This window comes from Deltaproteobacteria bacterium, assembly GCA_016709225.1.
In the GTDB taxonomy this organism is placed as follows: domain Bacteria; phylum Myxococcota_A; class Polyangia; order Nannocystales; family Nannocystaceae; genus Xiheibacterium; species Xiheibacterium phototrophicum.
Genome location: JADJEE010000012.1, coordinates 524901 through 548335, shown reverse-complemented (window position 1 = coordinate 548335; position 23435 = coordinate 524901). Strand labels below are relative to the sequence as shown.

At 71.1% G+C, this 23435-nt stretch carries 19 protein-coding genes; 10 read left to right on the top strand and 9 right to left on the bottom strand.

Annotation, left to right across the window (positions count from 1 at the left end):
* Positions 1–27: 27 nt before the first annotated feature.
* The 4 genes from IPH07_27255 to IPH07_27240 all read left to right on the top strand — a co-directional run bounded on the left by IPH07_27255 (position 28) and on the right by IPH07_27240 (position 4576).
* Positions 28–924 carry a flap endonuclease gene (locus tag IPH07_27255; GenBank protein MBK6921124.1) on the top strand — a complete coding sequence of 299 codons (897 nt, stop codon included), beginning with the start codon at positions 28–30 and terminating at the stop codon, positions 922–924.
* 210 nt (positions 925–1134) lie between these two features.
* A complete protein-coding gene (locus IPH07_27250; GenBank protein MBK6921123.1) occupies positions 1135–2265 on the top strand; it encodes an ATP-binding protein in 1131 nt (376 codons plus the stop codon).
* Positions 2262–3416 (top strand): HDOD domain-containing protein, encoded by a 1155-nt coding sequence (locus IPH07_27245; GenBank protein ID MBK6921122.1) that lies wholly within the window; start codon positions 2262–2264, stop codon positions 3414–3416. The genes IPH07_27250 and IPH07_27245 overlap by 4 nt, the downstream gene beginning before the upstream one ends.
* Positions 3416–4576 carry an EAL domain-containing protein gene (locus tag IPH07_27240; GenBank protein MBK6921121.1) on the top strand — a complete coding sequence of 387 codons (1161 nt, stop codon included), beginning with the start codon at positions 3416–3418 and terminating at the stop codon, positions 4574–4576. The genes IPH07_27245 and IPH07_27240 overlap by 1 nt, the downstream gene beginning before the upstream one ends.
* Here IPH07_27240 and IPH07_27235 read toward each other — a convergent pair.
* Together IPH07_27235 and IPH07_27230 are read right to left on the bottom strand one after the other, a co-directional pair.
* Positions 4566–6833 (bottom strand): carbohydrate binding family 9 domain-containing protein, encoded by a 2268-nt coding sequence (locus tag IPH07_27235; protein MBK6921120.1) that lies wholly within the window; start codon positions 6831–6833, stop codon positions 4566–4568. The two genes, IPH07_27240 and IPH07_27235, sit on opposite strands and share 11 nt — an antisense overlap.
* Positions 6834–7327: 494 nt before the next feature.
* On the bottom strand, positions 7328–8320 hold the full coding sequence (locus IPH07_27230; GenBank protein ID MBK6921119.1) for a hypothetical protein: 993 nt from the start codon (positions 8318–8320) through the stop codon (positions 7328–7330).
* On the opposite strand from IPH07_27230, the gene IPH07_27225 reads away from it, so the two are divergent.
* Positions 8257–8862 carry a hypothetical protein gene (locus IPH07_27225; protein ID MBK6921118.1) on the top strand — a complete coding sequence of 202 codons (606 nt, stop codon included), beginning with the start codon at positions 8257–8259 and terminating at the stop codon, positions 8860–8862. The genes IPH07_27230 and IPH07_27225 overlap by 64 nt on opposite strands.
* A 32-nt stretch (positions 8863–8894) precedes the next feature.
* On the opposite strand, the gene IPH07_27220 is transcribed toward IPH07_27225, so the two are convergent.
* Positions 8895–9575, bottom strand: a complete 681-nt coding sequence (locus IPH07_27220) for a TetR/AcrR family transcriptional regulator (GenBank protein MBK6921117.1) — start codon at positions 9573–9575, stop codon at positions 8895–8897.
* A 145-nt stretch (positions 9576–9720) separates the two neighbouring features.
* Between IPH07_27220 and IPH07_27215 the strand changes: the two genes are divergently transcribed.
* Positions 9721–10029, top strand: coding sequence for a hypothetical protein (locus IPH07_27215; protein MBK6921116.1), 309 nt, complete (start codon positions 9721–9723; stop codon positions 10027–10029).
* Positions 10030–10065: 36 nt separating this feature from the next.
* Here the strand turns inward: IPH07_27215 and IPH07_27210 are convergent, their stop codons facing one another.
* Complete coding sequence (locus tag IPH07_27210; protein MBK6921115.1) at positions 10066–12015, bottom strand: ion channel DMI1; 1950 nt, start codon at positions 12013–12015, stop codon at positions 10066–10068.
* A gap of 128 nt (positions 12016–12143) precedes the next feature.
* On the opposite strand from IPH07_27210, the gene IPH07_27205 reads away from it, so the two are divergent.
* A complete protein-coding gene (locus IPH07_27205) occupies positions 12144–13106 on the top strand; it encodes a hypothetical protein (GenBank protein ID MBK6921114.1) in 963 nt (320 codons plus the stop codon).
* Positions 13107–13124: 18 nt separating this feature from the next.
* Here IPH07_27205 and IPH07_27200 read toward each other — a convergent pair whose 3' ends face one another.
* Together IPH07_27200 and xrtO are read right to left on the bottom strand one after the other, a co-directional pair.
* Positions 13125–15881 (bottom strand): TIGR02921 family PEP-CTERM protein, encoded by a 2757-nt coding sequence (locus tag IPH07_27200; GenBank protein ID MBK6921113.1) that lies wholly within the window; start codon positions 15879–15881, stop codon positions 13125–13127.
* Positions 15878–17359 carry an exosortase O gene (gene xrtO, locus IPH07_27195; GenBank protein ID MBK6921112.1) on the bottom strand — a complete coding sequence of 494 codons (1482 nt, stop codon included), beginning with the start codon at positions 17357–17359 and terminating at the stop codon, positions 15878–15880. The genes IPH07_27200 and xrtO overlap by 4 nt, the downstream gene beginning before the upstream one ends.
* A 209-nt stretch (positions 17360–17568) precedes the next feature.
* Here xrtO and IPH07_27190 point away from each other — a divergent pair, with 209 nt between their 5' ends.
* A complete protein-coding gene (locus tag IPH07_27190; GenBank protein MBK6921111.1) occupies positions 17569–18048 on the top strand; it encodes a hypothetical protein in 480 nt (159 codons plus the stop codon).
* A 9-nt stretch (positions 18049–18057) separates the two neighbouring features.
* Here IPH07_27190 and IPH07_27185 read toward each other — a convergent pair whose 3' ends face one another.
* The 3 genes from IPH07_27185 to IPH07_27175 all read right to left on the bottom strand — a co-directional run bounded on the left by IPH07_27185 (position 18058) and on the right by IPH07_27175 (position 21583).
* Complete coding sequence (locus IPH07_27185) at positions 18058–18615, bottom strand: DUF3501 family protein (GenBank protein ID MBK6921110.1); 558 nt, start codon at positions 18613–18615, stop codon at positions 18058–18060.
* Positions 18612–19994: a hypothetical protein gene (locus IPH07_27180; GenBank protein MBK6921109.1), complete on the bottom strand. Its 1383-nt coding sequence runs from the start codon at positions 19992–19994 to the stop codon at positions 18612–18614. Before IPH07_27180 ends, IPH07_27185 begins: the two co-directional genes overlap by 4 nt.
* A gap of 71 nt (positions 19995–20065) precedes the next feature.
* Positions 20066–21583 carry a hypothetical protein gene (locus IPH07_27175; GenBank protein ID MBK6921108.1) on the bottom strand — a complete coding sequence of 506 codons (1518 nt, stop codon included), beginning with the start codon at positions 21581–21583 and terminating at the stop codon, positions 20066–20068.
* A gap of 239 nt (positions 21584–21822) precedes the next feature.
* Between IPH07_27175 and IPH07_27170 the strand changes: the two genes are divergently transcribed.
* Positions 21823–22128 (top strand): helix-turn-helix transcriptional regulator, encoded by a 306-nt coding sequence (locus IPH07_27170; protein ID MBK6921107.1) that lies wholly within the window; start codon positions 21823–21825, stop codon positions 22126–22128.
* Between the two features lie 11 nt (positions 22129–22139).
* Positions 22140–23336, top strand: coding sequence for a type II toxin-antitoxin system HipA family toxin (locus IPH07_27165; protein MBK6921106.1), 1197 nt, complete (start codon positions 22140–22142; stop codon positions 23334–23336).
* The last annotated feature ends 99 nt before the right edge of the window (positions 23337–23435 follow it).

The following is a 23435-nucleotide window of genomic DNA, read 5'->3' as shown; positions in this document are numbered from 1 at the left end:
CGATCCGCGACAAGCTCTCGCGCGACCATGCGCGTCCACCTCGTCGACGGCACCTTCGAGCTCTTCCGCGCCCACTTCACGCCGCGGCCACCCCACGTCGGCCGCGACGGTCGGCCGCTGACGGCGTGCCACGGGCTCGCGCTCAACATGCTCGCGTTGCTCGACGACGCCGACGAGCGACCGACCCACGTCGGCATCGCGTTCGACAACCCCATCCGCTCGTTCCGCAACGACCTGTTCGCCGGCTACAAGACCGAGGACGGCGTGCCACCCGAGCTGTTGGCGCAGTTCGACGAAGCGGAGACGGTCGCGCGGGCGCTGGGCCTGGTGACGTGGTCGATGGATCGGTGGGAGGCCGACGACGCCTTGGCCACCGCGGCCTCACGGTTCGCCCCAGGCCGCTGCGAGCAGGTCGAGCAGGTTCGCATCCTCTCGCCGGACAAGGACCTCGGTCAGTGTCTACGCGGCGAGCAGGTGGTGCAGATCGATCGCATCCGCAAGAAGCTCACCGACGAGGCCGGTCTGCGGGCGCGCCGTGGCGTGGGGCCCGAGAGCATCGCGGACCTGCTGGCGTTGGTCGGCGACAGCGCCGATGGCATCCCCGGCGTCCCAGGGTTCGGTGAGAAGAGCAGCGCCGCGCTGCTCGGGCACTACCGTCACGTCGAGGCGATCCCCGACGATCCGCGCGCGTGGACGGTGAAGGTGCGCGGGGCCGAGCGCCTCGCGGCGGAGCTCGCGGCCCGACGAGCAGACGTCGCGCTCTACAAGCAGCTCGCGACGCTGGTGCACGACGTGCCACTGGTGGAGGACCTCGAGGCCATGCGCTGGCGAGGCGCCGATCGCGAGGCGTGGCGACAGTGGTGTGCATCGGCCGATGCCGACGACCTGCTCGCGCGGCCACGCTGCTTCCGCGACGCGTCGTAGCGCGCTGCGGCCGCGCTGCGCGTCGCACCAAAAGGGGCCATCGGCGGCGGAGCCTGCGACCCGCACCGCACCGGCACGCCGCCGCGGCCCCTCGCGCGGGCCGAACGCGTGCTCAAGCGCGGCACCGACCCGCGCGATGTGACCGATGGGATGCGTCGCGCGAGCCTGCAACACCCTGCTGCGCCACCGCTCGCACTGGTCCCGAGCCCCGTGAGCGCATTCGACTACGACGCCATGCCCTGTGCCGTGTTCCAGGTCGACGCCGGCGTCGTGACCAACGTCAACGTGCGCGCCTGTGCACTGCTGGGCCACCCCCGTCGCGAGCTGATCGGGCGGGCGATCGAGTCGCTCCTGCTGGTCCACGACGACGCGCAGGCCGGAACCGTCTCGGGTGAGCTGTTGCTCGATCAAGGCCCGCCGATCGACGTGCTGACGTCGTGCACCGCCGACCTCGACGATCCGTCCCGCACGCTGTGGGTCGCGATGGACGCCCGCGATCACTCCGAGCGGCTCAAGCGAGCCCACCAGGCCGCGCACTTCGAGGTGGTCGGACGGCTCGCTGCCGGGGTCGCGCACGAGATCAACTCGCCGTCGCAGTACATCAGCGACGCGGGCCACTTCGCGCGCGATGCGGTCACCGAGCTGTTGCGGCTGCTGCAGTGCCACCAGGAGCTCGCGACCGTGGTGCGCCGCGGCGGCGACCCCGGCGAGGTGTTGGCGCAGCTCGACGCCGCGGCGGCGCGGGCCGACGACGGCTTCGTCCGACGTGAGCTGCCGCCCGCGATCGACAGCATCATCGAGGGCGCCGGTCGCATCGCCGAGATCGTCCGCACGATGAAGGAGCTGACGCACGGGGTCGACCGGCCCGATGCGCCCGCCGACGTCAACGGCCTCATCGAGTCCGCGGTCCGCATGACCCGTGCGGCGTGTCGTCACGTCGCGAAGGTCGAGACCCAGCTCGAGCGACTGCCGCCGCTGGTGTGTTCGGCCAGCGAGCTCGGCAAGGTACTGGTCAACCTCATCGTCAACGCCCGCGATGCCATCGCGGAGGTCGGCACCGACGACGGTCTCATTCGCATCCAGTCGCGACTGCGCGAGGCGGCGATCGAGATCGAGGTCAGCGACAACGGTGTCGGCATCCCGGCGCCAGTGCAGTCGCGGGTCTTCGAGCCGTTCTTCACCACCAAGGCGGTCGGGATCGGGACCGGTCAGGGGCTCGCGATGGTGCGGGCCGCGATCGAGGACCGACACGGGGGCCGGGTCATTCTCTGCAGCGAGCCGGGCGCGGGCACGACCGTGCGCCTGACGCTGCCGCTGCAGCGCAGCGGAGTGTCGCCATGAAGCCGCAAGTGCTGTTCGTCGACGACGATCACGGTGTTCGGGAGGGCCTGCGCCGCGCGCTACGACGCTACCGCGAACGCTTCGAGTGCCACTTCGCGGCCTCGGCCGCGCAGGCGCGCACATTGCTCGAGACGCAGTCGTTCGACCTCGCGTTGATCGACCTCTCGCTGCCCGACGTCGACGGGGTCTCGCTGCTGGCGTACCTGCGCGACAACCATCCGGTGGTGGTGCGTGCAGCATTCTCGGGCACCTGCGAGGTGAAGCAGTGTATCGACGCACTGACCTTCGCCCATCGATTCGTGAGCAAGCCGGTGACGCCGGACCGGCTCGCCGAGCACATCTCGGAGTGCCTGGCTGCCGGCGGCGGCTGCCACAACGCGTTCGCGGCCGCGCTGCGCTCACTCAGCGAGCCGAGCGCGATGCCGGCGGTGCACGCGGAGGCCCTACGCGAGCTCTCCGCACGCGATCCGTCACGCAGGAACCTGGTCGAGATCATTCAGCGCGACATCGGGATCACCGCGCGCCTGCTCAAGCTCGCAAACTCTTCGTGGTTCGGCGCGCCCCGACCGGTCACCAGCCTCGATCGTGCGTGTGGCCAGCTCGGCTTCGAGAACGTCCGCGCCGCGGTGCTACTGCTGGGCGTGATGAGTGAGCGTGGCGCCGGCATCGGCGACATCGGCGAGCACGGCATGGCGGTGGGCGAGCTCGCGGCGACCCTCGTGGCGCCCGACGCCCGTGCAGATGTTCGCGCCGCCGCGCTCCTGCACGACATCGGTCGCGTCGGCTTCGCCCGGGTTGCGCCGCACGAGTATGCCGCCACCAGTGCCGAGCACGGTGTCGACGAGTGCGCGCTCGCGGCCAGCGAGTCGCTGCGATTCGGCGGCAATCATGCCCAGTGCGGCGGCTTCCTGCTGTCGCTGTGGGGGCTGCCGCAGGCCACGGTCGAGATCGTCGCCGCGCACCACGACGACCCCGTGTGCCCCTCGGGCTACATCGACGGCATCGACGCGCTTCGCCTGGCAGAGCGCGCGTACGCGGGCGCGCTCACCGAGTGGGCCGAGCGTGGCGACCGTCGCGAGCGCGGTGAAATCGTGTCGCTCGTGCTCGCCAACGCGGGCAAGGCACCGAAGCAAGCAGTGGGAGGCGTGTGATGGAGGTGCTGGCGATCAACCCCCGGCCGTCGGTGCTGTTCGTCGACGACGACCCCAGCGTGCTGGCCAACGTCCGGCGCGGACTGTGGCGCGAGCCGCTCGAGGTGCTGACTGCACCCTCGGCGACCGCCGCGCTCGCGATCCTGCGCGAGCGCAGCATCGACGTGGTGGTCTCGGACGAGAAGATGCCCGGCATGGGCGGTGCGGAGCTGCTCACGGTCGTGCGTCAGCTGCACCCGGAGGTCTGCCGCGTGCTGTTGTCGGGGCAGGCCGACGTCGATGCGGCGTTGCGTGCCATCAACGAGGCGCGGGTGTTCCGCTTTCTCACCAAGCCGTGCCCGCCGCAGGATCTCGCGTCGTGCATCACCGAGGCGCTCGCCGCCCGCGAGCAGCGACGCGAGCTCGAGCGTGGCTTCCACGACGCACGCAAGGCCAACCAGGCCCGCGCCGCGCTGTTGGCCGAGGCGCTGCCCAAGCTGTGGATCGCGATCCAGCCCATCGTGCACGCCCACGGCGGGGCGCTGTACGCCTACGAGGCGCTCGCGCGCTGCGACCACCCCGGCATCGGCGGCCCGATGGCGCTGTTCGATCTCGCCGAGGAGCAAGATGCCGTGGTCGCGGTCGAGCGGGTGCTGCGGACGCGCGTCGGGGAGCTGCTGCGCACCCTCCCACCCGAGATCCCGCTGTTCGTGAACACCCACCCGCGCGCGCTCGACGACGACGAGTTCTACGACGAGCGCAACCCGCTGGTCGCCCACGCCCCTCGGGTGGTGCTGGAGCTGATCGAGCGCGAGACCATCACCGGCGACGAACGGCTCGCGGCCCGCATCGCGAGCCTGCGCGCGCACGGCTTCCGTGTCGCCATCGACGATCTCGGCGCGGGCTACAACGGGCTCAACGCGTTCGCGGAGCTGTCGCCCGACATCGTGAAGTTCGACATGGCGCTGTGCCGCGAGGTCGTGCGCGGCGGTGTGCGGGCACGACTGGTCGCGGCCGTCGCGGAGGTCTGTCGCGATCTCGGCATTCTCACGGTCGCAGAGGGCATCGAGACCGACGAGCAGGCCCGCGCGATGACCGATTTTGGCTGCGATCTGCTGCAGGGCTACCTGTTCGGTCACCCCAAGCGACCGACCCGCGAGCTGCGACTCATCAGCGGTTGATGAAGGTGCGCAGGTAGTAGGTGAACTTGAGCGTGAGCTCGTGGAACGGCTCACGCACCGCGGTGCTGCTGGCATCCCCCGGCCCGAACGGTTGATCGTAGCGGTACACCACGTAGACGTCGCTGCCGGGCGCGAAGCGCCAGCGCAGCCGCGACTGCAGGCCGAAGCGTTGTCGACCCGGCGACAGATCGAGGCGCCCGAGGGTGTCGAACGCCAGATTGCGCGTGATCGCGATGTCGAGGTTGCCGTTGGCGAAGCCGAAGTTGAAGGCGTCCCGTGACGACGCCAGGTGACCGATGAGGTGCACGTAGGTCGCGGCGAACGTGAAGTGCTTGCCCAGGCGGGCGGTGATCGTCGCGCTGGGTTGGTGCGCGAAGCCGCCGAACAGCGAGAACGCCTCGTAGCTGCCCTCGAGGCCCAGCGCGCGGCGCTCGGGCGTGCCAAAGCCGACGCGCTGACGGAAGCCGCTGTAGCTCCTGGCGTCGACGTCGTGCTCGTACAACGTGAAGGGCTGCTGCACGCGATCGATGAAGTGCGTGACGCGGTACTCCACGTTGGCGCCATTGCGCCAATTGAGCGCCACGCGGCTGCTGGCCTCCTGGCCCAGGCGCTGGCCGTAGTCCGGCGTGGCCTCGACGCTGTAGCTGGGACCGAACACGACCTCGCGCAGGCCCAATGCGCGTGGCCGCGGGGCGAACTCCACCGCGGCCTGCTGCCGCGACGAACCCGGTCGCCGGTAGAAGCCCATCACCGGCGAGAAGTCGCGGTCACTCCACAGCCACAGCAGCGACGGGCGCACGAACAGGCCGCGATACTCCAGCAGCGAGTAGGCGCTCGGTCCGATCGCCGAGCTGGCTGCGCCGGCGGGCGTGACGCTGCCGTCGTCGGCGATCGCCGCGGGCGCGCCCGGCCGCTGCGCCCAGGTCGCGGCCGCGAAGCTGCTCCACGCGATGCGACCATCGCGACTGATGATCTGCGCGTCGAGACCACCGGCGGCGTCGTCCGAGTGGGGGCGGCCGAAGCGGTGCTCGCCCAGCAACATCATGCCGACGTTGAAGATGCGGGTCGCCTGCAGGCGAATGCGCGCCACCGAGACGTTGGTCGGGTCGGCCGCCGCGAGCCCGCGATCGGGCTCCGAGGGCGAGCCCAGCGTCTGCACGTGCAGCAGGCCGTACGAGACCAACGCGCTGCGACCGTAGACCTTGGCGCCCCCGAGCAGCGGTACCGGGCGGCCGTCGACCAGGCCGACCTTGCGCGAGAAGAACAGCTGCGCCTCGCTGGCGCGCCCGAAGTTGAACACCTCGAGGCCGTTGATGAAGAACGGCCGGCGCTCGGGGAAGAACAGCGGGAAGCGGTCACGCGCGACCTGGACCTCGTCGGCCTCGACCTGCGCGAAGTCGGTGAGCAGCGAGGCCTCGGCGTAGGAGCCCGCGCCGATCTGTGCGCGCACGTCACCGCCGCTGGCGACGTTGGGGCGCCGCGCGGGGTCGGCGGTGAACTCGGGCCTGAAGTTGGTGCGCAACGCGGCGTACGGCGTGAACTCGATCGCGCGTTGGCCCGCGATGTCGCGCAGGCCCTCGAGCGTGCCGAACTGGCTGGCGGCCATGGGGCTGCGTGGCGGCACGATCACGCGCCAGTCGTAGGTCGCGTTGCGGCTGGGGTGGTCGCGCGAGATCTCGAGTCCCATCACGCGCTCGCTCGTGCGCTTGAGGCCGAGGATGGCGAACGGAATGCGGAACTCGACGGTGTAGCCGTCGTCGCGGCGCTCGACCTCGGCGGTCCACACCGAGTCCCACTGCGTGATGAAGTCGCGGCCGTCCTCGAGCCCGAGCGCGTCGATCTGCGCGCCGTCGGCGTTGACCCCAAAGCTGTATCCCGTGCGCCGATCGTGGGTCGGATCGAGCTTCACGTAGACGGTGTCGTCGGAGAAGATCCCCGGGTTGTCGCGTCGCAGCGTGCGGACGATGATGTCGCCTGGTTTGCTCTCGCACGCCAGCAGCACGTAGAGCGCGAGATCGTCGTAGGCGACCTTCAACACCGTGCGCACCGGCGGGGTCGCGCCGAGCTCGGGCTGTCGCTCGCCGAAGCGATCGTCGGGCTCGGCGAGTGCCCACGTGTGCTCGGTGTCGCGACCGTCGATCACCATCGGATCGATCGTCCGCACCGCGCGGTAGCTACGTGGTGGCGGCTGCAGCGGCGCGCCGCCGTCGACGGCGGGCGCGGCGAGCATCGCGAGCACTGCGAACGCGACGATCATCGGCGGATCACGGCGGCCGAACGTGTAGCGCCGCTCTCGTTTGCAGCGTCGACGCTGCGGCCACCGACGCCTGGCGAGCCGCCGGGTCGAGCCCGATTGCCGTGGTGGGCGACCCGCGCATGCGGCTCGGCGCCCGCGCTTGCCGCATGCGATGCGCGGGCGGACGCGCGTCCGCCGAACCTCGTTCGCGGCGGCGTGCGAGCGACCCACACGCCAAAGCGCGGCTCGTCACCCTGGCCCACGCCCGCGCAGCTCTACCGCATGCGACTGGCGTTTGCTATACGGGTGTCGTCGCGTGTGGCCTGGCCGACCGGGGATCCCCCCTTCCGCATCCACCCCGGTCGGCCGGGCTCCCGACCCTACGAAGAGGGAAGGGGTCAGAGATTGGACCCCGACAAACGGAGCATTTCCGGCGGGTCCAAGATTTTTTTCAGGACCCCCTGAAAAGGTGCCCGTGGTTACCGGCCCCTTGTCCGTCGCACCGCGCGGCCGGGTCACGGCGCTGGTGACTCGCACACGAATGCCCGCGGGGTGTCGCAGGGCACGTCGTTCCAGATGCCGACCGTGGGGTCGATCTCGACGCAGTCTTCCGCACCGCCGGCGTCGTTGGGTTCGCCGGCGTTCCACGACGTGAAGTCGAGGCCGGCGCCGTCGATCCACACGAACGCGCCCTCGTTGGCACTGTCGCTCAAGCCGATGAACCATCCGCCGGCCGGCACCGGTGGTGGCTCGGCGAAGGCGATCACGCTGGCCGACTCGGCAGCGTCGTCGAAGCGCAGCAGGTCGCCCGCGAACGCAGCGCAGGCCACCCGCGCGCCGTCCCACGTCGCGCCCGCGGAACAGAACGCGTACGCACGCCCGTCGGCCTCGAACAGCGCGCACCCGTTGCACTCGGCGTTCATCGTCGAGGCCTCGTCGACGAGTCCGTCGCAGTCGTCGTCGGCGCCGTCGCAGAGCTCGGTCGCGCCGGGGTGTCGCGCCGCCGAGGCGTCGTCGCAGTCGTCGCCGAACGGCACGTAGCCCGCGGGTGGATCGCAGGCCATCACCGTCGTGGTCGCGGTACCGCGACCGTCGCCGTCGGCATCGAGGTACCAAACCGTCTCGTTGCAGGGGCCGGTGTCGCCACTGTCGCTGCCGAGCGCGCTCGTCGAGCTCTCGGCTTCGCCGCTGCCGTCGCTGGTGGTGCCGCCACCGCTCGCGTCGGTCGCGGTGCCCTGCGTGCCACCACTGCCGCCGAGGCTGCCGGGTCCGCCGCTGCCACCTCCGACCTCGGCGCCCGCGCAGCCGAGCAGCGTCATCATGGCGACCGCGCTCGCGCGCCGCAGGGGCGTCGTGGTCCGCGCGGGCGAGCAGGCCCGCGTGCCAGGGAGCGGCGGTCGCACCCGGCCATCGTAGCAGGCGGGCGTCGTGCGATGATGCGGTGGTGTCGGATTCACCGGAGAACGCCACCGCCGAGCCCGTCGCCGCGACGCCAACGACGATCCCATGGCTTGCGCATGCGTGCGGGCTGGCGATCGTCATCGCCGCCGCGCTGCCGATCACGCCCGACGGCCGCAGCTTCGTCGCGCTATTGATCGCGGAGTTCCAGCGGGGCCTGCTGCAGGGCGTGCTGATGCTGTCGGGGTTCGGCTCCCCGTTCCTGTTCGGACTCGCGGTGCTGGGCGTGGCGTGGCCGCGACTGCACGACGCCGCGCGCGACGTGCTGCGCGGCCCGATCGGGCTCATGCACGGGCAGCTGCTGTTGGTCGCGTTCGTGGTGTGGCGCCACGGACAGGCCGTTGCCGCGCTGCCGCTGCTCGGCTTCGCGGTGGTCGGCGCGGTGGTCTACGTGCGCTCGGGCATGGCCGCGCCGGGCGGAAAGCGGCTCACGGCGCTCGCGACCATGCGCTGGGGCGCGATCGTCGTCGCCGGCGTCGCGGCGTGGTGTCGGCTACAGGCGCTGGCCGGCGTCAGCCTCGGGCGCGCGGTCGATGTCGTGTTGGCCGCGTCGCTGGTGCTCGCGATCGTGACGCGGCCGCGCGCGCGCTGAACGAGGGTGGAGCGACTGGCCCATCGCGCGCGTCAGCGGCGTCGGGTTCGGCTCGCGCGTGGGCGTGCCGGCGGACGGGCGAACTGTCGCAGCAACGCGCGCATCGCCTCGACCACGAAATCGGCGTAGGCGTAGACCGAGGGCGACAGCGGACGATCGTCGAACAACACCCGCTCCTCCATCAGGCGCAGGCCCAGCGCGTTGACGGCCAGGCGCCCGGCGAACACCACGCTGTCCTCGTCGATCTCGCCGCGTTCGACGAATGGCATCGCGAACGCGCGCATGGCCTCGTCGACGCGGTCGACGAAGAACTCGCGCATGAGCCTGCCGTAGCGCGGGTGCAGGCGCGAGACCTGGAACATCACTCGCACGAACAGCGGATGCGTGCGGGTCTCGTACAGCGCGATGACGCGGTCACGGATCCACTGCGGAACCTCGTCGAGCGTGCTTGGTGGCGCGGCGCCACCAATCGCGAGCATGTCGGCCGAGAAGGTCGCGAGGATCTGCTCGATGAGCTCCTCCTTGGTCCGAAAGTAGTGATAGAGGCTGGGCTGCTGCATGCCCACGCGCTGCGCGAGCACCCGCAGCGAGGCCCCCGCGTAGCCGCGCTCGGCGATCAGCTCGAGCGCAGCCTCGAGCACCTCACGACGTCGGTCGACCGGTGTCGCGGGGCGTCCGCTGCCGCGTCGGGCGGTCCGGGGGGCGCGCGCCATCGGCTGCAAGTTACCGGAATTCCAAGCGCCGCGCGATGACCCCTGCCGGTGACCTATCGCTCGATAGGCCATGAAACTATCGATCGATAGTCTCCGTTGTCCGTCCGAGGTCGCCGGGCGGCGACCGCTTCGGAGGTTCGAGGTCATGACACTGCTGCGTTGCCCCCACTGTGATGCGCTCGCCGTCGGTCGTCCCCATCCGCTGTGGCGGCTCGCGCAGGTGTGCGCGTGGGGCTACGCCTTCGTCTCGGTGCTCGGCGCCTCGTTGGTCGGGCCGTTCATCGTCGGCTTGGTGCCGCTGCTGCTGTTCGGCGGTGTGTGTCTGATCTCCGAGACCCATCGGCGCGCTGGCGCGCCGGCGTCGTGCCGCGCGTGCGGACGCGACGTCGCCGGCCTGCGGCCCGAGCCGCTCCCGCGTGCGGCGGTGATCGACGGTGTGCAGCGCGTGGTGTGACGCAGGCGGTGCACGTCGCGTGCGCCCACGCGGACGTCAGCACGCGTAGGTCGCGAGCACCACCAGGTCGTCGCCTTCCCGCAGGGGCCAGCGACGGTCGCGGGGTGGATTGATCAGCACCTCGTCGTCGACTGCGTCCCCGCGCCCGCGCAGGCGCAGGCCCAGCGCGGTCTCGTTGCGCCGTGCGACGGCCTGGTGGATCTGGGCGAAGTCGACTTCGCGGCCGACCAGGCCGTACTCCGCGGCCGGACGGAAGAACACCTCCGAGCCTTCCGGCCCGAAGAGATCGTCGAACACCACCCGCAGCTCTCGGCGCAGCGCGACCTGAGCCATGATGTGGCTGAGGATCGTCGGAGGGATGATGACCTCGGAGGTGCCGCGCTGGAACAGCGACAGGTTGCCGGGGTCGTTGAGCTCGACCAGCACGTGCGGTGGGGTCGGCTCGTCCTCGATGATCTCGCGCAGCAACAGGTGGCCGAGGATGGTGCGGGCGTCAGCCTCCTCGGTCTCGGCCCAGTCGTTCGCCACCAGCACGACGTTGTCGAAGCTCGCAGGGTCGAGCCGGCGCAGCTGCCCGGGCACGGTGTAGTCGATCTCGTGGTGCTCGACCGCGACGCGGTGGCACACGACCTCGTGGTTCTCGAGGTGACGCAGCCGCACGTCGAGCGGCACCATCGCGGCGATCACGAGCTCGAATCGTTCGACCTGATAGCTGTCGAGCTCGCCGAGGATGTCGGGCACGTGGTGGTTCCAGCCCAGCACGAGGATGCGTCGGTGGGCCTTGAGCGCCGGTGCGGCAGGGATGCCCTGGCCGCGATCGGAGCTGGCAGGGTGGAAGCGCGCCGGAGGTCTGGTCGCGCCGAAGTCCTCGGCGACCAAGACGAAGCGATCGTCGGCGCGCACCACCAGGTCGTCGCTGGGATTGAGCAGCGAGCGGTCGGCGTCGTGCTCGCGTCGAACGACGCCGAGCAGCACCGCCTCCGGGAACGCACCGGCGAGGTCACCGAAGCGCATGCCCTCGAACTGCGGGCACTCGCGGGCGTAGATCTCGCTGCCGTCGCCGTGGCGCAGCAGCCCGGAGAACGCGTGCGAGAGCCCGGGGTGGCGCATGGTCTGGCACATCAGGCTCGAGATCACGCGGTTGCTCGCGATGATCTCGAGCGGACCGCGATACGCCCGTCGTGCGGTCACCATCTTGCGCGCGTCGAGTAGCTCGGCGACCACCAGCGGCGCGCGCGTGATGTCGTGCTCCTGCGTGAAGGCCGAGAGCGACAGCAGGGTCTTGATGGTCTGCGTGTCGGGGCCAGCGCCGGCGTGGCCGCTCTCCGGCGCCGGCAGCAGGACCGCCGAGGCCTCGAGCGTTGCGACCCGTCGCAGGTGTTCGAGCCGCAGCGGTGAGCCCGAGCGCAGGATGACGCTCGACGCGCGATAGGCCGCACCGACGCGCTCGCGCAGGTCCTGCTGCACCTCGCCGTCGACCTGTTCGGCCATCACCACGACGTTCAGCATCCGCGCGCCCCGTAGGCGCAGGAACAGCTGCACGCGGTCGTCGGACATCAGCAGCTCCTGCACCAGCGTCGCGGTGCGGGTGGTCCAACCCATGATCACGAAGTGGTCGTGGTTCGACACCGGCGTCAGCCCGATCTCGAGCCGACGCAGGGCGCCGTTCAGCCACTGCGTCATGATCGCGATCATGGCCCCGAGGAACAGCACGTAGCCCGCGACGGTGAGGCCGGTCGAGACCACGCGGGTCCACACGCCTTCGTCGTCGCCGAGGTAGCCGGGATCGGACAGGCGCAGGAACGCCCACCACACCGCGTCGAGCGGGTCGTCGAACTGACCGGTGCCGAGCACCATCAAGCCGCCCACCACCGAGACCCCCACCACGATGCCGACGACGAACAGCAGCCGGTACAGCGGTCCGCGCATGAGGAACCGTTCGAGCACCAGCTGGAAGCGATCGCGGATGTCCGTGTGCAGCGCCAAGCGAGGGCGATGGTATCCGACCACGGGCAGCCGTCGATCGACCGCCGTCGGTGAGCGCCGCACACACCCCGCCACGGCTCCGGTCCAGCCGCCCGTTCATGCCCGGGGTTCTGCTACCCTGGTCGACGATGGGCTTGCTGTCGCGCAGCGCTGTCGCGCTGATCGTAGCGCTCGCGGGCTGCAGTCCCGGTGCGTTCACGTGCGAGGACGCGGCGCAGTGCCCCGGTGGCACCTGCGAGGCCGTCGGCTACTGCAGCTTCCCCGACGACGCGTGCCCGTCGCGGCAGCGCTTCGGGGCCCACGCCCCGACCGCGCTGGCCCATCACTGCGTGGAGCCGAGCGGCGACGAGACCAGCACCTCGCTCGGCCTCACCTCCGATGGCTCGAGCAGCGCTGGTTCCGTCACCGACGCGAGCCTCACGGGCGTTGCGACCACGCAGGGTCCCGGCACCATGACCACCGATGGCACCGCGAGCGCGAGCAGCAGCGGCGCGGACACCGGTGTCGGTACCACCGCCGAGCTCCCGCCCGACGCGGGCGTGCCGCTGACGTGCGCGATCGAAGACTTCGCCGACGACAGCTTCGACCCGTGGTCGACGTGGACGAGCGGCGCCGACCTCTCGGTCCTCGACGACCATCTCGTCATCGTGCTGCACGACGGAGTGACCAACGCCGCCGGCTTCGCGCGCGACGTGCCGGCCTTCGACGAGGCCATCTTCGAGGCGCAGTGGCTCGAGGTGCCGGCGTTCACCAACGGCACGCAGATCTACCTGCGAGTGGCGCAGACCGAGCTCGGCGTGTTGATGATGCTCGAGGACGGCAACCTCAAGGTCCGCAACTACGTCGGCGAAGCCAACGAGGACGTGTTCGTGGTGCCGTGGGAGGAGTGGCAGACCTGGTGGCGCGTGGTCGCCAGCGGCGGCGAGATGTCGTTCCAGGTCTCGGCCGACGGCGACGCGTACACCGAGGTCTATGCGGAGCCGCTGGTGTTCGCGCCCGGCGATGTCGGCATCGCGGTGATCGTGGCGACCTGGCAGCCGGTCGACATGCCGGGGCAGGGTGTGCTGGAGCAGCTCGCCGTGTGCATGTGAGGCCTCCGCGCGGGTGGGTCATCCGACCGCCATCGATGGCCCGCGTCGCCGCTGCCACGGGCGCAGTGCCAGCGCGAGGCCCGACAGCAGCAGCAGCATCCACTCGTGCGGCTCGGGCGTGGCCGACACGCCAAAGCCGTCGCCGGGGGCGGTGGTGGACTCGACGCCGCCCTCGAACTCGCGATCGAAGCGGTCGTCGGCGGCCGAGGCCTTTGCCAGCGCCGCGCGCTGGCGCTGCTCGACGAGCACGATCATCGACGAGTACGGCGTGACGACGCGCTGCTCGACCGCGAGCGCGTGGATGCGGTCGAGGTCGGTCTCGAGCCCGCCCGCGGCGATGGCTGCCACGGTGGCCAACGGGAGGAACGCGGCGTCATCGACGGGCGCGGCGTCGAGCGGCGTCGGCGTCACGGTCCAGCGTCGCCCGTCGACGACGTCGCGGTCGCCCAGGCGCTCGAGCAGGGCGTCGAGCCCGAGCGCCACGCCGCCGCCGCTGCGACGCACCAGCGCGTCGACACCGTCGCGATAGCCCCGCGGGAGCGCGCCCAGGTGCAGCAGCCACACCGGCTCATCCGTGCGCAGCTCCGCCGGCAGCGTCGTGATCGGGCGAGGCACGCCGCTCGTGGGCGGCGCGATGGTGTCGTCGGCGAACGCAGTCGAACCCTCGTCCGTGACGACCACGACCGCGCGGTAGCGAGTGTCGTCGCGCACGGCGTCGAACTGCGAGATCACGCCCTCGAGCGTGTGACCGCCGAACCACACCGGGTCGAACGCGTCCGGGCTCACGACACGCGGCAGCTCGGCGGAGAACGGCGACGGCGCGACGAACAGGTCGAAGCGCTGTCCGCGACGGCCGAGCGCGTCGATCACCTCCCGGGCCGCGTCGGCGTGCGCGGCCATGCTGTAGGAGCTGTCGATCACCACCGCCAGCGGCGCGTCGCGATCGAGCTCGCCGTCGACCTGCGATGGCTCGACGTGGACGCGCACGCCATCCACGTCGGCGTCGTGCGGCCGCGGCGTGAGCGGGCGGGGCAGTCGCGGGGGCAGCCAGCCATCGTGGTGCACGCGCTCGCCGTCGAGGCTGCGGGTGGTGTCGTCGTCCCAGTCGAGGTTGCGCGCTTCGGCGAGCGTCGGCAGCTCGAAGCCCTCGGCATCACCGAGCACGGTCCAGGTCAGCCACACATGCATCTCGGGTGCGCTCGTCGAGCGAGGGAGCCGCGGCTCGATGGGGAACACCCGCAGTCGATACTGTCGCGGCCCGATCTGCTCGAGCAGCGCCGGATCGACGCGGCGCTGCACCTCGGCGCGATAGACCGCCTGTGCGGCGCCGCGCGGCGCGACGTCGGCGGCCCACCGCTGCGTGCGGTCGGGGCCGTTGCCGAGCCACAGGCCGGTCACCGCTGCGCGCTCGGGCAGTGTGAAGGCGTAGAAGACCTCCTTGCGCTCGGGGGTCCGGTTGACCAGCACCTCGTGCAGCTCGAACGATCCGATGTCGTCGACGACGTGAACGTCGAGGCTCTGCTCTCGCACCCACACCGAGCGGTTGCCGACGTCGAGCAGGCCGGCCTCGACGCTCGAGCGATCCCATGTGGCCGACAGCGCCTGCAACACTGCCTCGCGATCGCCCTCCTGCAGCGGGCGATCGAAGCAGCGCTCGTAGGCCGCGAGTGCGCGCCGCCGATCGGCGTGCTCCGATGCGCCGTCGTAGAGCAGTGGATGGACCAGCGCATCGAACAGCGCCTGCATCGACTCGCCGTCGGTGTCCAGCAACTCTTGGTACATCCGTGCGACCTTGCCGTGGGCATCGCGGGCGCCCCAGTAGCGATACGGGGCGAGGGACGCGTTCAACAGGCCGTCGCGGGTCTGCGGGAGCGCGGCGAGGTCGTCGCGCTGCGCGGCTGCATCGGCGGGCACCCGCTCGCAGCGGGCCAGCGCCTCCCGCTGCGGCTGCACCCCGACCGCCTCGAAGGCCACCAGCCATACCGCCGTCGTCACGGCGGTGACCGCGAGCCCGAGCCAGCGACCGTGGCGACCGGGCATGTCCCGCATCGCGCGGAGCCACGCCCGCGTGTACAGCACCAGCACCGCGAACGGCAGGCCCAGCACGACCGCGGCGAGACACGCCGCCACACTCGCGAACGCCAAACCGGTGAACGCGCTCGGCCACAGTCGTGGGCTCGACACCACGTGCACGATCGCAGCGAGCATGTCCGGCACGTGCATCAGCATGCGCAGCACCACCGGCACGCAGACGATGCCCAGCGCCGCGGCGATCCACAGCCCGATCAGCAAGAGCGCGCTGTGACCCACCGCCGTCGCGACGACGGCGCCGCGGGTACGTGGCTCGACGCGGCCGAACAGCCGCGCGGCGAAGAACATCGCACCGGTCGCGAGCGTGAGCAGCAACAGCGCGACACCGCCGGTCAGCTCGCGCACGAGGAAGATGCGCACCAGCAACAGCGTGATCACGACCCCCGCGACGCCGTAGAACAACCCGAGCAGGCGCCAGGGGTCGTGGCGCAGGCGCCAGCCCGCGGCGGCGGTCAGCAGCGGCACGACCGCGAGCACCGTCACGGCGGCGGTCAGATCCCAGGGGGCGAGCCCGTTCCAGCTCGCGCTCCACAGCTCGCCGAGCAGCGACGGCACCACGCCGAACAACGCCGCGCAGATCCACACCGCGTGCCACGACCAGAACACCGTCGACACGACGGTGCGCAGGGACAGCGCGCGGCGCAGGAGCTTGGACCAGGTGGGTGGGGGCGACGTCGATGTCATCGGAGTTCCTCGTCGGTGGAGCGGGCGAGCGCGGCGGCCTCGTGGCCGACCACATCCAAGAAGCTGCGTAGCTCGGCGTCGTCGGGATCGCGCGCGCCGTCGAGCGTCAGCGAGACCATCACCCACGGCTGCGTGTCGCCCGACAGCGAGGCCCACGCGCGCGCGTCGTGGTCTTCGGTGACGCGGGTGCTCGACTGGAACCAGTACACGCCGGTCGCGGGACCCTGCGGGGTCCGCAGCGCGAGCCATCGCACCGGCACGTCGGGCGCGAGCAAGACGGTGCGCGCGTCGACGACCGCACGGCCGGCGGCGTGGTGGCACGCGTCGGGCTGGTGATGCGCGCGCCAGTCACGGCTGCGCACCAGCAGCAGCTGACCGCGGACCTTGGTGGTTGGATCGCTGACGCGCCACTTGCCGAGCGCATCGGCGCCGTGGGCCGTGGTCGAGGCGCGCTCGCCCTCCTCGAGCGGCAGCGGCTCGGCCCAGGCCGGCAGCTGCGGTACCGCGACCTGCGTCGGCGCGGACGCGCGGGGTGACACCGTCGCGACGGCCAACAGCGGCACCACGAGCAGAAGCGGCGGTAGGCGTCGGCCGTCGGCGATCGCCGTGGCCGCGGCAGCCGGCGTCGCGGGCACGCGGTGCAGCAACCACCAGCCCGCTGCGCAGGCCGCCGAGAACGCGGCCATGCCGAGCGGCAGGTGCAGCAACTCGGTGGGCCGCGGGCCGACGTGGGTGTGCAGCAGGACCAGCGCGATGACCCGCGCGAGGTTGGTCAGCACCAGCGCGATCACGAAGCCGCCGCTCGCGAGCAGCCAGCGTGCGCCCACGCGGCGGTGCTCGAACCAGGTCGCGGCCGCCCACGCAATCGCCCCGCAGTAGAGGCTGCGCACACCGCTGCACGGCAGATCGACTTGCACGCCGCGGGTGCCCGCGTCGATCACGAGCACCGTCTGCATCGAGACGTCGCCCTCGATGAACGCTGCCAGCAGCGCGTGGGTGACTCGCGTGCTCGCCATGCGAAGCGGGAAGCCGACGTAGAGATCCAGCGTCGGGCCGATCGGCAGCGCACACACGCCAGCGAGCACCAGCGGGAACGCCTGCAGCCAGCGCCGCTGCGGCAGCCACAGCCCCGCGAGGCCCCACGCGGCCAGCACCATCGCGATGCCGCTGGCGACCACGGCATGGATCGTCAGTGTGACGGCCGCGTGGCCGAGGACCGCGATGGCGGTCACCGCCAGCGGCGCGAGGGCCGGGCGCGGCCACGGCGACATGGCGCCGCGGCGGCGAATCGCCAACACCACGATGCCGGTCACGAGCGCGGCGTCGAGCAGCTGTGCGCGCGCGCTGGTCCCGAGCACCAGCACCCGCAGCGGCTCGCGGAACGCGGCCGCCCACGCGAGCACGACGGCGGCGAGGGTGACCCACGCGCGCGGCCGCGAGGCACCGGCGACGTCAGGGGCGGGCGAGGGGGTCGACACGCGAGTTCGAGCCTAGCGAGTCGGTTTGCAGATCCTGTGCAGGGGCGGTGCACGGGCGCAGCCATTCGAGCCGCGAGGTCGCGCCGCGAGGTCGCGCCGCGAGGTCCCGCTCGCGAGGTCCCGCCGCGAGGTCCCGCCGCGAGGTCGCGATCGCGACCGTTCACCCCAGGGCTTGGAATCCCCGCGCGGTGCTCGGTCCCACGCTTCCGATGTCCGCGCCAGGATCCGTTGCCTCCGTCCGCACCACCACGCTCGCGATCGGCCTCGGCTTCGCGCTCGCGACCGTCGTCGGCGGGGCGTGTCACGGCCGCGACGAGCCCGTCGACGGCGACCACGCGGGCCAGCCCTGCATGACGCCCGACGACTGCTACCCCGACGTCGAGGACCCCACGACGATCGTCGGCGGTCCGGTGGTGTGCCTCGATCGCGTGCCGGAGGGCTACTGCACCCACGAGTGCACCACCGACGCCGACTGCTGCGCGGTGCCGGGGGAGTGCGCGACCGATCTGCGTCAGGTATGCGCGCCGTTCGAGTCGACCGGCAAGATGATGTGCTTCATCGCGTGCGAGGCCGAGGACGTCGGGGACGCCGACGCCAACGACTACTGCCACGAGTACGCGTCGACCGGGTTCGGCTGTCGCTCGACCGGCGGCGGCGCCGACAATCGCAAGGTCTGTGCGGCGACCTGACTCGCGGCCTCAGCCGGCGTCGAGATCGGCCTGCAGGGCCGCACGCTGCGCGTCGTCGAGCACGACCTCGCACTGCAGTGCCGGCAGGTCGATGACCATCGCGACCGGAGCGCGGCCGCCGACGGCGAACTTGAGGTACTGCACCGAGCTCAGGCGATCGTCGCCGATCTGCCGCGGGTCGTAGCTCGCGGGCACCTTGGTGCCGTCAGCGAGGCGGGCGTGCACGTGCGCGGGCAGGCCCACCCACGCGCGCAGCTTCTCGGCCCGCACGGCCTCGTCGTCGATGCCGATGAGCAGCGTGCAGCCGAGCTCGCCGTCGCCCCCGAGCAGCTCGTTGTAGGTGGCGAGCTCGTGGGCGATGTCGGCCTCACGCACGAGTCGTTCGGCCCGCATCATCTCCTGCACCTGGTAGCGCACGGTGTCGCGGTTCTCGAACAAGAAGGTGAAGTGCTCGCCGAGTTGGACCCGACGGGGTTGCTTGACCGCGATGGCCTGCGCGCGCAGCTGCGGGCGCTGCTCGTCGTAGGTGACGTAGTCGAGGATCTCGCTGCGTTCGACCGGCTTCATGGTTCGTCTCGCTTCGGTGACGTGGGCGGCGCGGGCTTCGGGGCCGCCGGCGCGCCGGGGAAGGGCTCGCCACGGTAGGCGCGGGCGAGGATCGACATCGGGTGCATGGGCTTGCGCCCCGCGTGCTGCTCGAACTGGATCGCCGCCAGCGGGCAATCGGTCGCCCACACCTGCGCCTCCGATGCGTCCATGCCATCGAACGACTTGCGACCGATGCGGATCGACGGCTCGAAGCCTTCGACCTTCATCGCGTGGGTGCCGTCGTGGCCGCAGCACTCCATCACCATCACCGGCTGCACGCCGGGCAGCTTGCGCAGCAGGTCGCGGCCACGGAAGCCGACCCCCTGCGCACGCAGATGACACGGCGCGTGATAGGCGACCTTGCCGGCGGGGCTGCTCGCGAACTCGGTGTTGAAGCGCGGCTCGTTGCGCAGGTTCCACACGAACTCGCCGGGATCGACGATCGCTGCGGCGAGCCGTCGCGCACGCTCGCGGTCGTCGCCACCAACCAGCTCGGGCCACTCGCGGCGCATCATCATCGAGCAGGTCGGGTTGATCGCGACGACCTTGGCACCGGCCTCGACGTGCGGCATCAACCGATCGAGGTTGTGCTTGGCCTTGCTGCGCACCAGCTCGAGGTCGCCGCGCTCCCACGCCGGCATGCCGCAGCACTGCAGACCCTTCTCGCAGCGCACGTCGACCTGGTTGCGCTGCAGCACCTCGACCACATCCTTGCCGATCTGAGGCTCGTTGTGCTGCACGAAGCAGGTCTGGAACAGCACTGCCTCGCCACCCGGCCCGCGATCACACAGACCTTCGCCGGCGGCCCAGTGCTCGAAGGTCTTCGACGCGAACTCGGGCATCAGCTTGTCGCGGTGGATGCCGAGCACCTTCTCCTGGAACCACCGATGCAGCTTGTTGCGGTTGAGTGCGTTGATGGCACCCAGGCTCGCGCGCGCGGCGGTGCCGGTGAGGTCGGGGTCGCGCAGCGCGAAGTCCTGCAGGGTCGGGCGTCGCTTGCGGTGCTCGATCGCCGCACGCCGGTGCACGAGCTTGGGGAAGTCGAGCTGGAACGGGTGGTTGTCCCGCGGGGTGTAGGGGCACTGCACCTCGCACAGCTTGCACTGGAAGCACGCCTCCATGACCTCGCCGATGCGGGCCTGGGGCAGCTTGCGCACGTCGCCGTCGCACTCGTCGTCGATCGACTTGAAGAGGATCGGGAAGCTGTCGCAGTACTTGAAGCACATGCGGCAGCCGTGGCAGACCTCGAACACGCGGGTGATCTCGGCGGCCAGCGCGTCCTCGTCCCAGTAGTGGGCGTCGGCGGGGTCGTAGGTGAGGCCCTGCGTCGGGTGGTAGGAGATGTTGCCGCTGGCCATGGCGTTCGCGCTCGCGCGGCGACGGAGATCGCCGCCGCTGCGAAGCTAGCACAGGCGGCGCGCCGGTTGGATCAGCCCGGTGGCAGCAGCGAGTGCCCGATGATGCCGGTCAGGCAATCGATCGCCGCGCTGAAGTCGTCGTCGCAGATCGACTCGATGCAGCAGCGCACCTGCTCGGTGCCGTGCTCGTCGACGAAGTCGAGGCTGTGGCACACCTCCATCACGCGCGTGTTGGGCGTGGCCTGGCCGGTGAAGCTGCCGTCTTGGGCCTGGCCGGTGCAGCCGGGTCCGATGCCGAAGTCGAAGGTCTTGTCGGCGGCGGTGGTGCCCGCGGGGTCGGTCGGCAGGATGTCGCCGGTGGGGTAGTCGCCGTCGCGCCAGCGGCGATAGACCAGGTCGAACTCGCCACCGGCCGCAGGTGCGTAGGGCGGTGCGTCCTGGTGATCGGTGACCTCGGGCACGCCGAGGATGCCGAGCATGACGACTTGCTTGTGCTGCTGCTCGCGCAGGGTCCCGACCAGGTAGTCGACGTAGCGCGACACCGGCTGCAGGCCGCCGTCGTCGCGCGACGTGCAGTCGGTGTAGACGCCGTTGGAATCGGGACCGCTGCAGCCAACGCCGGCGTGCCACATGATGGCGCTGGTCGGCGAGGGGCTGCCATCGTCGGGATCGACCTCCTGCAGCGAGGCGTCGTCCATGATGCCGTAGTCGAGCACCGAGCCCTCGACCTCGTCGCTCACGATCGCGATCGCGAGCAGGGCGTCGGGGCGCAGGAACGGCTGCGCGCCGCTGTTCCACGGCGCGTCGGGGTAGAGCGCCTGCAGCATCGACTCGAGCTGGGCCTCGTAGCCGCAGCCGTCGATGCCCTGCGGGCCGATGCACGCCAGCGTCTGCGCGATCGCGGAGTCGGGTGCGCCGTCGCCGTCGATGTCGCGGGGCGCGACCTCGGGCACGTTGGTGCCGTTGGGCGAGAACGCGAGGAAGGCATCGGCAGGCGCGAGGTCGGTGGGGCACACCGAGGTGCAGGCCTCGGGCACCTCGACCGGATGCGCGCCGAGGCCGGTGAAGTCGGCGATGCGCGCGTTGCAGCCGGTCGTGGTCGGTGCGCCCTTGGCCGGGGAATAGCCATCGGGCTGGTGGGCGGTGCACAGCGGGTTGCCCATGTCGGTGGTCGTGACCAGCACGTGGACGTCGGGATGGATCGGGTTGCCCTCGGCGTCCTGCAGGTTCTCGAGCCGCTCGATGAGGCGCGGGAAGTTGCGCGCGAGGTTCAGCTGTTCCTCCGCCATCGTGCCGGAGTTGTCGATCACGAACAGCAGATCGATCTTGTCCGTGCAGCCGAAGTCGACGTTGCAGCCGCCGGGGTTGGCGGGCGGGAGGTCGCGCAGATCGTCGGCGCCATCGGCGAGACCCGAGGACTCGCTGGTCGAGGGATCGGCGAGCGTCGTGGGCGACAGCCCGTCGTCGCCCAGGCCGCTGCACGCGGCGTCGGGGCAGCGCTCGCGGGCGCAGCCGGGCACCGCGAGCAACACCAACGCACCACACCACCATCCACGCCGCATCGGCGTCAGCAGACCGCGTCGCTTCATCGTCGTCATCCCGACGCCGTCGCGGCGTCGTCCTTCCGAGCAGATAGAGCGCGCGACGGCGGCGGATCGGCGCAGGCGATGACCTGCGGACGAACGATGAGCCGAATCGCAAGGGTCGCGACGTCGGCCGCCCACGCGCAGCAAACCGCCCACCACGGGCTTGGTTACAAAGATTCGAAAATGACCTCTTACGTGGCGTTTCTGTCGACAAAAGTTCATTTTCGACGCATGATGTACCCGTGAAGATCCCGACTCTTCGCACACCGGTCGAGGTTGCGACCGCGCTGGGTCAGCGTGTGTCCGCGCTGCGACTGGCCCGCGACTGGCGAAGGGCGACGTTGGCCGAACGTGCCGGTGTGGGTTTGTCGACGGTGCAGCGACTCGAGCGCTCGGGCCACATCACGCTCGACAACCTCCTGAAGATTGCGGCGGCGCTCGGTCGGCTCGAGGAGTTCGAGGCCTTGTTCGAGGCTCCCGCGGCGCGCTCGATCGACGAGCTCGAGCGGGCGAGCACGGTGAAGTTGCCGAAGCGGGGGCGTCGGTGAAGCGAGTCGCGGTGAGGCTGCGTTGGTCACCGACGCACGAGGTCGGGGTGGGCACCCTCGCCGAGGTGGCTCGCGGTCGGCTCGTGTTCGAGTACGACGAGGCGTTCCTCGCCACGGGCTGGGCGCTGTCGCCGTGGAAGCTCCCCGCGCAAGCGGGCCTGGTCGAGCACGGCGACCGCAGCTTCGGCCCACTGTTCGGCGTGTTCGACGACTCGCTGCCCGACGGCTGGGGGTTGCTGCTCATGGATCGATGGTTCCGCAGCCGCGGCGTCGACCCCTCGACGATCTCCGTGCTCGACCGGCTGACGTACCTCGGTCGGCGCACCATGGGCGCACTGACGTACCACCCGCCCGCCGAGTCCGAAGACTCGCCGAGCCGACTCGGGCTCGCCGAACTCGCGGCGCAGGCCGAGCAGCTGCTGGGCTCCGAGGGTGAGGTGCTCCCCGAGCTGCGCCGTGCCGGCGGCTCGCCGGGCGGCGCGCGACCCAAGGTGGTCGTGGGCGTGCGGGGCAGCCAGGTGCTCTCGGGTGTCGACGAGCTCCCCGATGGTTGGACCCACTGGCTCGTGAAGTTCGCGATCGGCAGCGACGGCGCCGACGAGGGGCGACTCGAGCACGCCTACATGCGAATGGCCGAGGCCGCGGGGATCGCCGTGCCGCCCCATCGCTTGTTCGCGCAGGCGCGCTTCTTCGGCGTGCAGCGCTTCGATCGTGAGGGCCCATCGAACCGCGTGCACATGCATACGTTGGGCGGCCTCCTCCACGCCGACTTTCGTCTCCCGTCGTGCGACTACGATCAGTTGCTGCGTGTCGCGCGGGCACTGACCGGGGACGCGCGCGCGGTGAGCGAGTGTTTCCGACGCATGGTGTTCAACGTCGTCGCCCACAACCGCGACGACCACGCCAAGAACTTTGCGTTCCTGATGGACGCCGGCGGTCAGTGGTCGCTCTCGCCGGCCTACGACCTGGTGTTCGCACGGGGCCCGGGCGGTGAGCACACCATGACCATCGACGGCGAGGGCAAGGCGCCGACCAAGGGAGGCGTACTGCGCCTGGGCGCGCGCCACGGGATCGATCGCGCGTCGGCGCAGGCGATCATCGAGCAGGTCGAAGATGCGGTCGCGCGCTGGCGGTCGCTCGCGCGGGACAGCGGCGCGACGGCCAAGCGCGTGAAGGCGATCGGCGATGCCCATCGCACGCTGCGCTAGGCAACCACGACGCCGTCGCGGTCGCGACGATGAGGCCAGCGAGGGAGCCAGGCCGGTGCGGGGAGGGTCATGCCCCTGGGAGGTCGGACAGCGGCTCGC

Bases quoted from the DNA above. Each gene is read 5' to 3' on its own strand.
- IPH07_27235 (MBK6921120.1), bottom strand. From the start codon at position 6,833: ATGATCGTCGCGTTCGCAGTGCTCGCGATGCTCGCCGCGCCCGCCGTC.
- IPH07_27180 (MBK6921109.1), bottom strand. From the start codon at position 19,994: ATGGCCAGCGGCAACATCTCCTACCACCCGACGCAGGGCCTCACCTAC.
- IPH07_27215 (MBK6921116.1), top strand. From the start codon at position 9,721: ATGACACTGCTGCGTTGCCCCCACTGTGATGCGCTCGCCGTCGGTCGT.
- IPH07_27175 (MBK6921108.1), bottom strand. From the start codon at position 21,583: ATGAAGCGACGCGGTCTGCTGACGCCGATGCGGCGTGGATGGTGGTGT.
- IPH07_27230 (MBK6921119.1), bottom strand. From the start codon at position 8,320: ATGGGATCGTCGTTGGCGTCGCGGCGACGGGCTCGGCGGTGGCGTTCT.
- IPH07_27190 (MBK6921111.1), top strand. From the start codon at position 17,569: ATGTCCGCGCCAGGATCCGTTGCCTCCGTCCGCACCACCACGCTCGCG.
- IPH07_27220 (MBK6921117.1), bottom strand. From the start codon at position 9,575: ATGGCGCGCGCCCCCCGGACCGCCCGACGCGGCAGCGGACGCCCCGCG.
- IPH07_27185 (MBK6921110.1), bottom strand. From the start codon at position 18,615: ATGAAGCCGGTCGAACGCAGCGAGATCCTCGACTACGTCACCTACGAC.
- IPH07_27255 (MBK6921124.1), top strand. From the start codon at position 28: ATGCGCGTCCACCTCGTCGACGGCACCTTCGAGCTCTTCCGCGCCCAC.
- IPH07_27200 (MBK6921113.1), bottom strand. From the start codon at position 15,881: ATGACATCGACGTCGCCCCCACCCACCTGGTCCAAGCTCCTGCGCCGC.
- IPH07_27245 (MBK6921122.1), top strand. From the start codon at position 2,262: ATGAAGCCGCAAGTGCTGTTCGTCGACGACGATCACGGTGTTCGGGAG.
- IPH07_27240 (MBK6921121.1), top strand. From the start codon at position 3,416: ATGGAGGTGCTGGCGATCAACCCCCGGCCGTCGGTGCTGTTCGTCGAC.
- IPH07_27205 (MBK6921114.1), top strand. From the start codon at position 12,144: ATGGGCTTGCTGTCGCGCAGCGCTGTCGCGCTGATCGTAGCGCTCGCG.